Origin of the sequence: Ancylobacter oerskovii (genome assembly GCF_018390555.1) — a bacterium.
Classification (GTDB): Bacteria; Pseudomonadota; Alphaproteobacteria; order Rhizobiales; family Xanthobacteraceae; genus Ancylobacter; species Ancylobacter oerskovii.
Map to the genome: position 1 here is coordinate 317,298 of NZ_JAHBGB010000037.1, position 12,808 is coordinate 330,105.

The window sequence follows — 12,808 nt, forward strand, 5'->3', positions numbered from 1 at the left end:
GCTCAGCCCTGCAGCGCGGCCTTCAGCTTGGCGGCCTGCTCGGCGAGCACCTCGGGAGCTTCCTTGTAGGACAGGGGCGGCCGGAGCTCGACGCCGAGCCGGCGGGGAATCACATGCACATGCAGGTGGAACACCTCCTGTCCGCCGGCATGCTCGTTATGCTGCGTCACGGTGATGCCTTCCGCCTCGAACACGCCGAGCTGCGCGCGGGCGATGCGCTGGGCGACGGCCATCACGGCGTCGAGATCCTCCGGCGCGACATCCAGCAGGTTGCGGGACGGTGCCTTGGGAATCACCAGCGTGTGGCCGGTCGCGCGCGGCATGATGTCGAGGAAGGCGAGCACCTTGTCGTCTTCATAAACCCGGTGCGACGGGATCTCGCCGCGCAGGATCTTCGCGAAGATGTTGTTCGGATCGTAGGTCATCTCACCCTCCATCTGCGGGGCTTGGATCGCAAGCCCGACGGCGCGGGTCAAGGCTCGTCATTCTCGTGGCGAAAGGGGGCGTGCGCGGCGAGTTCCGCCTGCGCATCCTGCGAATAGGCGCGCTCCCGTTCCAGATAGGCGGCCACCGCCTCGCGAAAGCCGGGATCGGCGATGAAATGCGCCGAACGGGTGGTAACGGGAAGATAGCCTCGCGCCAGCTTGTGCTCGCCCTGCGCGCCGGCCTCCACGGTGGCGAGCCCGCGGGAAATGGCGAAGTCGATGGCCTGATGGTAGCAGACCTCGAAATGCAGGAAGGGGTGCTCCTCGATGCAGCCCCAATGCCGGCCATAAAGCGTGTCGGAGCCGATGAAATTGATCGCCCCGGCGATCCAGCGGCCGGCCCGGCGCGCCATGACCAGCAGGATGCGGTCGGCCATGCGCTCGCCGATCAGCGAATAGAAGCGGCGGTTGAGATAGGGACGCCCCCATTTGCGCGAGCCGGTCTCCATGTAGAAGGCGTAGAAGGCATCCCAGTCCGCCTCCGTGATCTCCTTGCCGGTCAGCCAGCGGATCTCGATGCCATCGGCCAGTGCGTCGCGGCGCTCCCGGCGGATCGCCTTGCGCTTGCGGGAGGCGAGATCGGCGAGGAACTCCTCGAAGCTGCCATAGCCGCGGTTGTTCCAGTGAAACTGCTGGTCGATACGCGCGAGCCACCCCTCCGCCTCGAAGACGGCGGCATCAGTTTCGGTGAGAAAGGTCGCGTGCACGGAGGAGGCGCCGCGCATGTCGCACAGCGTGGCGAGGCCCTGTGCCAGCGCCCGCCGCGCCGCCGGGGCGTGGGCGCCGGGGCTCACCAGCAATCGAGGGCCGGTCGCCGGCGTGAACGGCACGCTGACCTGGAGCTTCGGGTAGTACTGGCCGCCAGCCCTTTCATAGGCGTCCGCCCAGCCGTGATCGAAGACATATTCGCCCTGGGAATGCGATTTCAGATAAGCGGGGCAGACGGCGAGGGGCGTTCCGTCCTCGCCCTCGAGGACCAGATGCTGCGGGTGCCAGCCGGAACGGGCGGACACGGAGCCGGAAAGCTCCAGCGCGGAAAGAAATTCGTGTGAAACAAACGGGTTATATGATGTTTCCTGAGAAGCATCTTTAGAAGAAACGTTCAGTGGATTGAGCGGATTGGCGCATGCGTTCCACTGTGCGGCGGGGAGGGCGGCGATCTCGCTCTCGACGCGCAGGCGGATGGTCTCGGCAGTCATGAGCGTCGCGGAACCTCGGGCGAAGCGCGGCGGAGGCGCCGCAACGCCCAATGTGCGCCTCCGGCCCGCTCCCGGAAAGGGGGCTCACGCCGATTCGATATCGGGCACAAAGCCTTCGAAGATGATCTGGTCGGCATGGCGCGCGGCCACCGCCCGATCTTCCGGCGTGCGGACCGTCCAGGTCAGCACCGGCAGGCCGGTGGCGCGCCGCGCCAGCGACACCGCCGGCGAGGGCAGGTCCTTCACGTAATGGGCGAGGAAGTCCGGGCGCATGCGGGGGAAATTGAGCAGATTGCCCCAGGCGAATTTGCGGGCCGGGCTGACGAAGTCCCATTCCGGGTCATCATAGTGCCGCTCCATGGTGAAGCCGCGCAGCGTATCGGGGGCAAGCGCGTACACCGCGGCCACCAGCTCGGGATCGAACGACATCAGCGCCGCCGGGCCGGCATAGGCGCCCAGCACCTCGACGGCGCGGATCGCCACTGCGGTATTGCCGTCGAAGCGGCTCTTCAGCTCGACGACCAGCGGCACCCGGCCGCCGACGCGCTCGAGCAGTTCCGCGAAGGTCATGATCCGGTCGGCGGTGCCGCGCATCGCGACCTGCCGGAGCTGGGCCAGGGTAAGGGCCTGCGTCGGCCCGGCCGCCTCCGTCAACCGGTCGAGATCGTCGTCGTGGAACACCACCGCCTCGCCATCGGCGGAGAGCTGAATGTCCACCTCGATGGCGAAGCCGTGCGCGAGCGCGGCATCCACGGCCGAGCGCGTGTTCTCGATCACGCCGCGCGATGCGTCATGCAGCGCGCGGTGGGCGACGGGACGGGCGGTCAGCCATGCGGGGGCGGTCATGGATCGATCAGGCCGTGGATCAGGCGAATTCGACCACCGCGTCGATCTCGACGGCGACGCCGAGCGGCAGCCCGGCCACGCCCACCGCCGAGCGCGCATGCCGGCCGACGTCGCCGAACGCCTCGACGAACAGGTCGGAGGCGCCGTTCACCACCTTGGGCTGATCGGTGAAGTCCGGTGCCGAGTTCACGAAGGCGTTCAGCTTCACCACCCGCGTCACCCGGTCGAGGTCGCCGAGGGCGGCCTTGATCTGGGCGATGATGTTGATCGCGCACTGGCGCGCCGCCGTCCTGCCGAGTTCGACATCGGCATCGGCGCCGAGCTTGCCGGTGATCGGCTTGCCGTCGGCTGCCGACACCTGGCCGGAAATCCAGAGCTGGTTGCCGCTGATCACCGTCGGCACATAATTGGCGACCGGCGCGGCAGCGGCCGGCACCACGATACCGAGGGACGCGAGCTTGGATTCGACGGTGCCGGACATCTGTGTCTCCATTGGCAGCGGATGCGGGACGACGAGGCGGCGCTCCAAATTTCGCCCATCTTGTCGCCTTCGTTGGGGAGCGATGTTTGGCCTATCGATCCGATGCGCGCAAGCCGCGCCCTCCCGGAAGGAGCTGGAACCGATGACTCTGCCTGCGACCCTGAGGATCTGCTCGTTCGCCGGCGTTTCGCTTCTCGCGCTCGCCCTGCCGGCCTCGGCGACGATCCGCCTGGAGCCGCATCGCGCGACCTATCAATTGTCGCTCGATGCCGGCAAGCCGGCCAAGAACGTCAATGCCGCCGAGGGCACCATCGTCTATGAGCTGCGGGGCAATGCCTGCGACGGCTATTCGGTCCAGCTGCGTCAGAGCACCGACCTGGAGACCGAGGGCGGGCGCATGAGCAGCGCCATCACCACCGCCACCTGGGAGGACGGCGAAGGCAATGCCTATCGCTTCCGCGTGGAGAACACGGTGAACGACGACCGGCCGGAAGAGGCCGACGGGGTCGCCGAGCGCAAGGACGGGCGGCTGATCGTCAAGGCGACCAAGCCGGAGGCCGGGACGATCGAACTCGCCAAGGGCGTGCTGCTGCCGACCCAGCACATGATCCGGGTGCTCGACGCCGCCGCGCAGGGCGATTCCGTGCTGGAGGCGCCGGTCTATGACGGTTCGCCGGATGCGCGGAAGATCTACGACACGCTGTCGGTCATCGGCCGGCCGCTGACCGGGGGCACCGGGCTGGAAAAGTCGGCGAGCGACGGCGACCTGGCCGCGCGTCCCCGTTACCCGGTGGTGATCAGCTATTACGAGCGCGGATCTGGGGACCAGACGCCGGACTACACGATCAGCTTCGATCTCTACGACAACGGCGTCAGCCGGGCGCTGAAGCTGGACTATGGCGACTTCGCCCTGCGCGGCACGCTCACTTCCTACGAGGCGTTGCCGCAGGAGAATTGCTCGAAGTAGCCGGCTTCTCCTCGCGTCTTCCCGGCCGGCCGGCGTCGATGAGGATGCCGCGCTCGATGATCTCGCGCCCGAAGCGCTCGCGCAGCCGGTCGGCGGCGATCTCGGCGCGGCCGGCCTTGGTGCCGCGGGTGTCGACGAGATCGTCGGGATCGGCGGTGGCGGGATCGGCGAGATCGGAGACGCCGATGCCGATCAGCCGGAAGCGCCGCCCATCGGCTTCGACGCGCAGAAGGTCGCGCCCGTGGTCGAACAGCCGATTGGCGAGACGGGTCGGATCGTCGAGCGAGCGGGCGCGGGTGATCAGCCGGAAATCCGCGGTCTTCAGCTTCAGCGTGATGGTGCGCCCGGCATGGCCGCCGGCCTTCAGCCGGTCGGAGAGCTTGCGGCACAGCGCGTAGAGCGCCTGCTCCAATTCGCGGAAATCGGCGATATCGACATCGAAGGTAGTCTCGGTCGACACGCTCTTGGTCTCGCGCTCGGGGTTCACCTTGCGCTCGTCGCGGCCGAAGGCGAGGCGGGCCAGCCGCAGCCCCTCATTGCCGAAGCGGCGGGCGAGGGTGCTTTCCCCCGCGGCCTGCAGATCGGCGATGGTGCGGAATCCCTCTCTGGCGAGACGCTCCTGCGTCACCTTGCCGACCCCCCAGATGGTGCCGACCGGCTTTGGCGCGAGAAAGGCCGCCGCCTCCTCGCGGCCGATCACCGCGAATCCGCGGGGCTTGTCGAGTTCGGAGGCGATCTTGGCGAGGAACTTGTTGGGCGCGAGGCCGATGGACAGCGTGATGCCGATCTCCGCCTCGACGTCGCGTGCCAGCCGGGCGAGGCTGCGCGACGGGCTTTCGCCATGCAGCCTCTCGGTGCCTGAAAGGTCGAGGAACGCCTCGTCGATGGAGAGCGGCTCGACCAGCGGGGTCAGCGCGCGCATGCGCTCGCGCACCTCGCGCCCCACCGCGACATATTTCGCCATGTTCGGCTTCACCACCACGGCCTGCGGACAGAGCGCCAGCGCCTTGAACATCGGCATCGCCGAGCGCACGCCGGTGACCCGGGCGAGATAGCAGGCGGTGGAGACGACGCCGCGCTTGCCGCCGCCGACGATCACCGGCACGTCGCGCAGGCTCGGGTCGTCGCGCTTCTCGACCGCGGCATAGAAGGCGTCGCAGTCGATGTGGCCGATGGCGAGGGTGTCGAGCTCGGCATGGCGGACGATCCGCGGACTGCCGCAATGCGCGCAGCGCAACCCGATCGATGCGCTGGGGCGCGCATCGCTCAGGCAGTCGCGGCAGAAGGCGGACATGGCCGTGATTCCCTCCGGGCCGGCGCCGACTCAGTCCTCGCTGCCGGCATGGGCGAGGATATCGCGCGCGGCCACCACATGGCCGGGATCGATCTTCGCCGCCCCGGCATAGTCGAGCAGCAGGTCCTGCCGGTTGATCAGGTGGTCGAGCAGCGCGACGTGGAAAGCCGGCGAACCGGCCACCTGGCGCAGATCGGCCGGGGAAAGGCCGCTCTCGGCGAGGAAGGAGCCGATCCGCTCGGGATCGCCGGCCATGAAGCCGAGAACGCCGATGGCGACCTCCTGGGCGGCCCGCTGGGTGGAGAGTGGCTTGGATTTGAAGCTTCGCATTTGTGGTTCCGTAAGGAATGGCGGGCTAGGCTCGCGACGGTCGGAGATTCCCGGCCGGGAGCCTCCCGACATCTCGCAGCCGCATCGTCGAACTGCCCGGGCGTCGGTCACCGAAAATCGCATATCGAGCGTCATATGCCCAAGACCGTTTTGATCGTGGAAGACAACGAGCTCAACATGAAGCTCTTTCGCGATCTGCTGGAAGCGCATGGCTACACGACGTTCGGCACGCGCCACGGGGTGGAGGCGATGGAGCTGGCGCGCCGGCACAAGCCGGATCTCATCCTCATGGATATCCAGCTGCCGGAGGTCTCCGGCCTGCAGGTGACGGCCTGGCTGAAGGCCGACCCGGAGCTGAAGGGAATCCCGGTGGTCGCGGTGACGGCCTTCGCGATGAAGGGCGACGAGGAACGCATCCGCCAGGGCGGCTGCGAAGCCTATCTCTCCAAGCCGATCTCGGTGGCCAAGTTCCTTGAAACCGTGCGCCATTTCGTGCCGCAGGATTGAGCCCGCCCGCCTGCCGTTGCCGGCGCTTTTCGGCATTAGCTGCGAACCAAGAATAATTTTGTAATAACGCAGCTTCGGGGACTGGTGCGTATTCAAGAACTCATCTAACTTTCCGCGCATAGCTGCCTTGCCGGGCAGTACGCTTGGCGACAAGCGGCGGCGGGGGCCTCGGTACATCTTCTTTTCGCATATGCGACGCGTGTAGTGACGCGCGGCGGCAGACGCTGCGCGTGCCGAATACTGTCTTGCGTGCCTGTGATCCGATGCGTAACGGAGTGGGTGCGAGGGCCGGACTCCGTCATGGAATGGTGTGATGTTGCCGTCGCGGCGAGAATTCATGAAATGGAGCGCGGCCGGTGGCATCGCGCTCAGCCTGTCGCGCTTTGCCGGCGCGCAGACGCCAAGCTTTCTGGATCGGGAAACGCTGCCGGGCCAAGGGGTTGCCCATCCATCCGCGGGACGGGTGGATGGTGTCGCCAAGGTGACGGGCGCCAAGCTCTACGCGTCCGATTTCCGTGCCGTGGATCTGCCCGGCTGGCCTTCCGATACCCATCACGCCCTGCTGCTGCGCGCTCCCGACGCCACTCATGTCTATGAAGGGCTGGCGCTGGACGGGCTTGCCGCCGATGCCCGGCCGCAGGTCGTCGTCACGGCCGAGGAGGTGGCGCGGATCGGCGTGCGGGTGCCGGCCTTCTATGAGGGCGACCTGTTCTGCCCGATCGGCAAGACGCCGCTCTATCTCGGCCAGCCGGTGGCGCTGTTGCTGTTCGCGACGTTCGACGCCTATGACCGCGCCCGCGTCTTCCTGCGCGACAATGCCCATTTGAGGTTCGGCGCCGAGACCGGTCCGGTGGCCGGTGGGAACTACGGCGCCTTTCGCTTCACCCGCGTCGCCGGCGCGAGCCCGGAGGCGCCGGATGTCTATTCCCCCATCCAGGAGGGCTGGATCCGTCCCGGCTTCTTCGAGGGCTCCGGCCGGCCGGTGTGGGAGCCGCTGCCGGTGGCCGAGGGCGGCGACTATGTGAAGGGGGCTCGGTTCGGCGAGCAGATCCGCGCCGAGCTCGACAAGCCCGGCGCCGGGACGCTGGTGCTGGACCGCCGCTTCGAAACCCAGTCGATCGACCCCATGTTCCTCGAGCCGGAGACGGGGCTGGCCTGGTACGAGCCGGGGGCGAAGAAGCTGGAGATCCTGCTCGGCGTGCAGTCGCCCTTCGAGGCGGCCGAGGCGCTGGCGCATCTGCTCGGCGAGGCCGCTGCCGATTTCCGCCCGGCGCGGATCGACGCGCAGTTCTGCTATGTCGGCGGCGGCTTCGGCGGGCGCGACCACACGCCGTTCCCGCTCTACATGGCGCTGGCGGCGCTGTTCTTCCCCGGCAAGCCGGTGCGGCTCGCCCATGACCGCTTCCAGCAGTTCCAGGGCGGCATCAAGCGCCACGCCTTCAAGATGCGCTCGCGTATCGGCATCGACCGTGCCTCGGGGCTGATGACCGCCTTCGCCGCCGATCACGAGCTCGACGGCGGCGGCCTCGCCAATTACTCGCCGAGCGTCGCGGTGGTCGGCGCCACCGCCGCCATCGGCATGTATGACGTGCCGAAGGTCGACGTGACCACGGTGGCGCTGCATTCGCGCGGCGTCACCGCCGGCTCGATGCGCGGCTACGGCACGCTGCAGACCATGACGGCGCTGGAGGTGCTGGTCGACGAGGCGGCGGCCGCCCTGCCGATCGACCCGATCGAGCTGCGCCGGCGCAACGCGCTGAAGGTCGGCGGTCGCACCATGACCGGCAATCCCTATTCGGTGTCGGTGCGTGCGCCGGAGATCCTCGACAAGCTCGACGCCCACGCCATCTGGCGGGACCGTGCCGCGCAGAAGGCGAGGGCGAGGCCCGGCGTGCTGGTCGGCACCGGGGTCGCCTGCGCCTCGAAGGATTACGGTACCGGCGCCGACTGCTCGCTCGGCTCGGTGAGCATCGATGCCGAAGGCCGCATAGCCATCCATTCCGACGCGGTGGAGATGGGCAACGGCATCGGCACCGCGCTCGCCAATCGTGTCGCCGGCCATCTCGGCGGGCGCGCCGACGCGGTGACGGTGGCGCAGGTCGACGTGTTCGACGAGCTGGAGCTCATCAAGTCCGGCGATCCCTATTCGATCACCCAGGAAGAACAGGACAAGGCGGCGGCCAATCCGCGCTGGGTGCCGGAAATCTCCTCGGCGACCAGCGCCTCGATCGGTGCCCATGTCGGCACCCATGCGGCGGCGGAGGCGGCACGGGTGCTGTTCCGCTTCGGCCTGTGGCCGGCGGCGCTGGCGATCTGGGGGATCGCGGCGCACGATCCCCGCGCGAAGCAGCACGCCGAAGCCTATTGGCAGGGCGAGACGCTGGTGATGTCCGGCCTCTCCCCGCTGCCGCTCAAGGCCATCGCCGCGAAGTTGCACGCCATGGGCGGCGTCACCGGCGCGATGGCACATGCCTTCTCGCGCTGGGCCTGGGCGCAGGCGACCTTCGACATCGGTGGCGACGAATGGACCGCCGACATCGACGCGCTGGCGCTGAGGCGTGGCGCCGGCGGCTTCGAGCGGCTCGACCGCAGGGCGGTGGCGTTTCCGCCCGCCGACTACAACCGCATCGGCACCTCCTTCTCCTCCATGTGCGGCACGGTGGTGCGCATCGAGATCGAGCGCGCGACCGGCAAGCTGACCATCGCCAAGGCCTATAGCGTGCTGGAATGCGGCCAGGCGCTGGTGCCGGAGATCGTGCTCGGCCAATCGCAGGGCGGCTTCGCCATGGGGGTGGGCTACGCGCTCCTGGAGAACTTGCCGCTCTACGAGGACGGGCCGGGCAACGGCCAGTGGAATCTCGGCCGCTACGTGGTGGCCCGCGCCTCCGACCTGCCGCTGCACGACCTCGAGGTCGAGATCCTGCCGCCGCTGTCGCCGCGCGAACCGCCCAAGGGCATGGCCGAGGTGGTGATGATCCCGGTGGTGCCGGCGCTGATCAATGCCATTTGCGACGCCACCGGCCACCGTTTCCAGTCGCTGCCGGTGACGCCGGAGATGATCAAGGGAGTTCTCGCGTGACCGCGCTCAGCCTCACCATCAACGGGCGCGCCATCGGCCCGATCGAGGTGCGCGACGACCTGTCGATGAACGACTTCCTGCGCGAGGTGCTGGGCATGACCGGCACCAAGTTCGGCTGCGGCGCCGCCCAGTGCCTCTCCTGCGCGGTGATCGTCGACGAGGACGGCGTCTCCTCCACCCGCCCGACCTGCATCGCTCCGGCGGTCGATTTCGACGGCCTGAGCATCCGCACCGTCGAGGGACATGCGGCCGGCGGCGCGCTCACCCCGCTTCAGGTGAGCTTCATCGAGCATTTCGCCTTCCAGTGCGGCTATTGCACGCCGGGCTTCCTCAATGAGGGGCAGGTGCTGCTGGAGCGGCTGGCGCGCGACCCCATTCCGCGCGCCGAGCTGGAGCGCACCATCACCGAGGCGCTGGACGGGCATCTGTGCCGCTGCTCCGGCTATGTGAAGTACCACGAGGCGGTGCGGGCGGTGGTTCTGGCCGATGCCGGCCGGTATCTCACATGAGCGCGGCGCACATGGCACGGCACGACAGGACCCTCTCTCCCCGCATCGAACGCGACGGTCGCCGCTCCCCCTCTCCCCATTGGGGAGAGGGATGGGGTGAGGGGTCTTCTCGGCTTCCCAATCGCGTTTCCCCTCACCGACCCGCTTCGCGGGCCACCTCTCCCCAATGGGGAGAGGTTAAGAAGGGCAGGGTGCCGGCATGATCCGCGACTGGCACCTTCCCGCCCTGATGGCGGCAGCCGTGCTGGCGAGCGCGCTGGCCACCGGCTTCAGCCAGCCCAGCGTGTCCGCCACCGGCCAACCGGCGACGAGTGTCCGCTCGCTGGCCGCCCCCGCCGATTTCGCCCATATCGCCGATCCCAAGGCACGCTCGGCGGCCTATTTCACCGAGCTCGGCAAGGTGCTGACCAATCCGCGCTGCACCAATTGCCACCCGGCCACCGACCGCCCGCGCCAGGGCGACGAGGCGCGGCTGCACCAGCCGCCGGTGTTCCGCGGCGTCGACGGCTTCGGGCTGGAGACCCTGCGCTGCAATGCCTGCCACGGCAAAGCCAATTTCGACCCCGCCCGCATGCCGGGTCATGAGGCGTGGCACCTCGCGCCGGCGGAAATGGCCTGGGAAGGCAAGACCGTTTCGCAGATCTGCGAGCAGATCAAGGACCCCAAGCGTAATGGCAACCGCACGCTGGCGGACCTCGTCGAACATATCGGCAAGGACACGCTGGTCGGCTGGGCGTGGCATCCGGGGCCGGGTCGCACGCCCTTGCCGGGCACGCAGGAGGAGGCCGGCGCGCTGGTGGAGGCCTGGGCGGAATCCGGCGCCTATTGCCCGTGACGGCATAGGCCGGCGCCGGGCCCTGTTTTGCCCGGCGGGGCCGGACCGCACCGGCAGCACCGTCCCTCCGCGACGGCCGGCTTGCCGGACGCGCGGGCAAAGGCCGGCTGCGGGTCCTGCCGGCATGGCAGCCGGCGCGCCCGGAAGCGCTGCGGAGTGCCTTTCCTCGAACCGGCCGGGCATGCGACACCAGCGCGAGATGGCAGGCCGACTCGGGAAGGCTCCGGTGCGGCGGAGGAGGGCGGCGATGATCGTCATATTCGGCTCGATCAACATGGATCTCGTCGCTACCGTTCCCGCCATCGCGCGGCCGGGCGAGACGGTGCTGTCGCCGGGCTATCGCACGCTGTTCGGCGGCAAGGGGGCGAACCAGGCGGTGGCGGCCGCCCGCGTGCATGACGGCACGGTGGCGATGGTCGGACGGATCGGCCGCGACGGCTTCGGGGAGGCCTGCCGCGCCAATCTCGCCGCGAACGGGGTGACGACCGAACCAGTCGCCATCGGCGAGGCGGTGACGGGCTGCGCCTTCATCGCCGTCGACGCGCGCGGCGAGAACGCCATCACCGTCGCCTCGGGCGCCAATGGCGAGGTCGCGGCGGCGGACCTGCCGGAGGCCTTGCTGGGGCCGGCCACCCTCGCGGTGATGCAGATGGAGGTGCCGCTCGCCGCCAGCCTCGACGCCGCCCGGCGGGTGAAGGCGGCCGGCGGACGGGTGATCTGGAACGTCGCGCCGTTCCCGCCCGCGCTGGCCGAGGCGGAGCTGGCGGCGGTGCTGGCGGCGACCGACATCCTCGTCGCCAACGAGCTGGAGGCCTGCGCGGCGGGGGCGCTGCTCGGCGCGCCGGCCGACGACTGGGAAGCGGCCGCGCGGCTAGTCGCCCAGAAGGGCCAGACGATCTGCGTCGTCACCGCCGGGGCGGCGGGCGCCGTCGCCTACGCGCCGGACGGCAGCCGCCTGCATGCGCCGGCGCTGAAGGTGACGCCGGTGGACACCACCGGTGCCGGGGACACCTTTGTCGGCCTGTTGGCGGCGGAGATGGCAGCGCATGGGCATCTCGCCGATGCGCTGCGGCTTGCCTGCCTCGGTGCCTCGCTGGCCTGCCTCGCCGAGGGGGCGCAGACGGCCATGCCGACGCGCGCCGCGCTGCTCGCGGCCGCCGGCAAGGCGTAGCTGCGGGTCCGGTGATATCGGGCCGGCGATGCCGAATTAGCGGTTTGATCAGTGGCTTCGGGTCGGCCGGTCGAGCACCCGCCGGCCCATCAGGCTGGCGACCAGATCCACCATCAGCCGGGCGGTGCGGCCGCGCTCGTCCAGGAACGGGTTGAGCTCGACGAGGTCGAGGCTGGTGACGAGGCCGCTGTCGCACAGCATCTCCATCACCAGATGCGCCTCGCGGAAGGTCGCTCCGCCCGGCACGGTGGTGCCGACGCCGGGGGCGATGTCGGGATCGAGGAAATCGACGTCGAGGCTCACATGCAGCAGGCCGCCGGCGTCGGCGACCTGCGCGATGAACCCGCGCAGCAGGGCGGCGACGCCGTGCTCGTCGATGGCGCGCATGTCGTGCACGGCGATGTCGCTGGCGGCCAGCCGCGCCCGCTCGGCGGGATCGACGCTGCGTATGCCCATCATGCAGATGCGGGCCGGATCGAGCGGCGCGGCGAGAGGCGGGAAGATGCCGTCGAAGCCCGGCTGGCCGGTGGCATAGGCCATCGGCACGCCGTGGAGATTGCCGCTCTCGGTGCTGTCGAGGGTGTGCAGGTCGGGATGCGCATCGAGCCAGAGCACGAAGAGCGGGCGCCCGAGCTCGGCAGCGCGGCGGCTGATGCCGGAGAGCGTACCGGCAGCGAGGCTGTGGTCGCCGCCGAGGGTGATCGGCATGCCCTCGGCGCTCGCCTCATAGGTCGCCGCGGCCAAGAGCTCGGTCCAGGCGACGATGTCGGCCAGCGACTTGATGGCGGGATTGCCGTGCCGGATCTCGGACCGGCCGGCCGGCGCCAGATTGCCGCGGTCGAGAACCGTGTGCCCGAGTTCGCTCAGGGCACCGGCCAGGCCGGCGGCCCGGAAGGCGCTGGGGCCCATGTCGCAGCCGAGCCGACCGGTGCCCTCCTGTACCGGGGCTCCCAGCAAGATGCACGTCGTCATTCCCGTCTCCCCCATGGAACGGGGGCAGCCTACCCAACTCGGCCGGCCGGCGCACCCTCCGCGGAGGGAAGAACGGCTCTTTACGCCGGCCTTATGCGAGGCCGCGCAGATCGCAATCGCATCCTGAGGCGCG

Annotated in this window: 13 protein-coding genes; 6 read left to right on the top strand and 7 right to left on the bottom strand. The window is 69.3% G+C overall.

Annotated elements, in window-relative coordinates; all coding sequences use genetic code 11:
• Nucleotides 1–2: 2 nt before the first annotated feature.
• The 4 genes from KHC19_RS18075 to KHC19_RS18090 all read right to left on the bottom strand — a co-directional run bounded on the left by KHC19_RS18075 (nucleotide 3) and on the right by KHC19_RS18090 (nucleotide 3,011).
• Nucleotides 3–425 (bottom strand): HIT family protein, encoded by a 423-nt coding sequence (locus KHC19_RS18075; protein WP_213353948.1) that lies wholly within the window; start codon nucleotides 423–425, stop codon nucleotides 3–5.
• A gap of 47 nt (nucleotides 426–472) precedes the next feature.
• Complete coding sequence (locus tag KHC19_RS18080) at nucleotides 473–1,684, bottom strand: GNAT family N-acetyltransferase (RefSeq protein ID WP_213353950.1); 1,212 nt, start codon at nucleotides 1,682–1,684, stop codon at nucleotides 473–475.
• Between the two features lie 84 nt (nucleotides 1,685–1,768).
• The gene (locus tag KHC19_RS18085) at nucleotides 1,769–2,530 is read right to left on the bottom strand and encodes a glycerophosphodiester phosphodiesterase family protein (protein WP_213353951.1); all 762 of its coding nucleotides are present in this window, start codon (nucleotides 2,528–2,530) and stop codon (nucleotides 1,769–1,771) included.
• A 19-nt stretch (nucleotides 2,531–2,549) separates the two neighbouring features.
• Complete coding sequence (locus tag KHC19_RS18090) at nucleotides 2,550–3,011, bottom strand: RidA family protein (protein WP_213353953.1); 462 nt, start codon at nucleotides 3,009–3,011, stop codon at nucleotides 2,550–2,552.
• A gap of 142 nt (nucleotides 3,012–3,153) precedes the next feature.
• Between KHC19_RS18090 and KHC19_RS18095 the strand changes: the two genes are divergently transcribed.
• Nucleotides 3,154–3,978, top strand: a complete 825-nt coding sequence (locus KHC19_RS18095; protein ID WP_213353955.1) for a cell envelope integrity EipB family protein — start codon at nucleotides 3,154–3,156, stop codon at nucleotides 3,976–3,978.
• Here the strand turns inward: KHC19_RS18095 and KHC19_RS18100 are convergent.
• Together KHC19_RS18100 and KHC19_RS18105 are read right to left on the bottom strand one after the other, a co-directional pair.
• The gene (locus tag KHC19_RS18100; protein WP_213353957.1) at nucleotides 3,935–5,272 is read right to left on the bottom strand and encodes a DNA polymerase IV; all 1,338 of its coding nucleotides are present in this window, start codon (nucleotides 5,270–5,272) and stop codon (nucleotides 3,935–3,937) included. The genes KHC19_RS18095 and KHC19_RS18100 overlap by 44 nt on opposite strands.
• Nucleotides 5,273–5,302: 30 nt before the next feature.
• A complete protein-coding gene (locus KHC19_RS18105; protein ID WP_213353959.1) occupies nucleotides 5,303–5,602 on the bottom strand; it encodes a DUF3572 domain-containing protein in 300 nt (99 codons plus the stop codon).
• A 135-nt stretch (nucleotides 5,603–5,737) separates the two neighbouring features.
• Here KHC19_RS18105 and KHC19_RS18110 point away from each other — a divergent pair, with 135 nt between their 5' ends.
• The 5 genes from KHC19_RS18110 to KHC19_RS18130 all read left to right on the top strand — a co-directional run bounded on the left by KHC19_RS18110 (nucleotide 5,738) and on the right by KHC19_RS18130 (nucleotide 11,703).
• Nucleotides 5,738–6,109: a response regulator gene (locus tag KHC19_RS18110; protein WP_213353961.1), complete on the top strand. Its 372-nt coding sequence runs from the start codon at nucleotides 5,738–5,740 to the stop codon at nucleotides 6,107–6,109.
• 313 nt (nucleotides 6,110–6,422) lie between these two features.
• The gene (locus KHC19_RS18115; protein WP_213353963.1) at nucleotides 6,423–9,188 is read left to right on the top strand and encodes a xanthine dehydrogenase family protein molybdopterin-binding subunit; all 2,766 of its coding nucleotides are present in this window, start codon (nucleotides 6,423–6,425) and stop codon (nucleotides 9,186–9,188) included.
• Nucleotides 9,185–9,697 (top strand): (2Fe-2S)-binding protein, encoded by a 513-nt coding sequence (locus KHC19_RS18120; protein ID WP_213353964.1) that lies wholly within the window; start codon nucleotides 9,185–9,187, stop codon nucleotides 9,695–9,697. The genes KHC19_RS18115 and KHC19_RS18120 overlap by 4 nt, the downstream gene beginning before the upstream one ends.
• Nucleotides 9,698–9,896: 199 nt before the next feature.
• Nucleotides 9,897–10,532 carry an Isoquinoline 1-oxidoreductase subunit gene (locus KHC19_RS18125; RefSeq protein ID WP_213353966.1) on the top strand — a complete coding sequence of 212 codons (636 nt, stop codon included), beginning with the start codon at nucleotides 9,897–9,899 and terminating at the stop codon, nucleotides 10,530–10,532.
• Between the two features lie 247 nt (nucleotides 10,533–10,779).
• Nucleotides 10,780–11,703: a ribokinase gene (locus KHC19_RS18130; protein ID WP_213353968.1), complete on the top strand. Its 924-nt coding sequence runs from the start codon at nucleotides 10,780–10,782 to the stop codon at nucleotides 11,701–11,703.
• A 48-nt stretch (nucleotides 11,704–11,751) separates the two neighbouring features.
• Here the strand turns inward: KHC19_RS18130 and rocF are convergent, their stop codons facing one another.
• Entirely contained in the window at nucleotides 11,752–12,675 is a 924-nt protein-coding gene (gene rocF, locus KHC19_RS18135; protein ID WP_213353969.1) for an arginase, read from the bottom strand.
• Between the last annotated feature and the right edge of the window lie 133 nt (nucleotides 12,676–12,808).

Excerpts from the sequence above, each read along its gene's own strand:
- KHC19_RS18105 (WP_213353959.1), bottom strand. The coding sequence starts at position 5,602 with ATGCGAAGCTTCAAATCCAAGCCACTCTCCACCCAGCGGGCCGCCCAG.
- KHC19_RS18100 (WP_213353957.1), bottom strand. The coding sequence starts at position 5,272 with ATGTCCGCCTTCTGCCGCGACTGCCTGAGCGATGCGCGCCCCAGCGCA.
- KHC19_RS18095 (WP_213353955.1), top strand. The coding sequence starts at position 3,154 with ATGACTCTGCCTGCGACCCTGAGGATCTGCTCGTTCGCCGGCGTTTCG.
- KHC19_RS18090 (WP_213353953.1), bottom strand. The coding sequence starts at position 3,011 with ATGTCCGGCACCGTCGAATCCAAGCTCGCGTCCCTCGGTATCGTGGTG.
- KHC19_RS18125 (WP_213353966.1), top strand. The coding sequence starts at position 9,897 with ATGATCCGCGACTGGCACCTTCCCGCCCTGATGGCGGCAGCCGTGCTG.
- KHC19_RS18110 (WP_213353961.1), top strand. The coding sequence starts at position 5,738 with ATGCCCAAGACCGTTTTGATCGTGGAAGACAACGAGCTCAACATGAAG.
- rocF (WP_213353969.1), bottom strand. The coding sequence starts at position 12,675 with ATGACGACGTGCATCTTGCTGGGAGCCCCGGTACAGGAGGGCACCGGT.
- KHC19_RS18115 (WP_213353963.1), top strand. The coding sequence starts at position 6,423 with ATGTTGCCGTCGCGGCGAGAATTCATGAAATGGAGCGCGGCCGGTGGC.
- KHC19_RS18080 (WP_213353950.1), bottom strand. The coding sequence starts at position 1,684 with ATGACTGCCGAGACCATCCGCCTGCGCGTCGAGAGCGAGATCGCCGCC.
- KHC19_RS18085 (WP_213353951.1), bottom strand. The coding sequence starts at position 2,530 with ATGACCGCCCCCGCATGGCTGACCGCCCGTCCCGTCGCCCACCGCGCG.
- KHC19_RS18130 (WP_213353968.1), top strand. The coding sequence starts at position 10,780 with ATGATCGTCATATTCGGCTCGATCAACATGGATCTCGTCGCTACCGTT.
- KHC19_RS18075 (WP_213353948.1), bottom strand. The coding sequence starts at position 425 with ATGACCTACGATCCGAACAACATCTTCGCGAAGATCCTGCGCGGCGAG.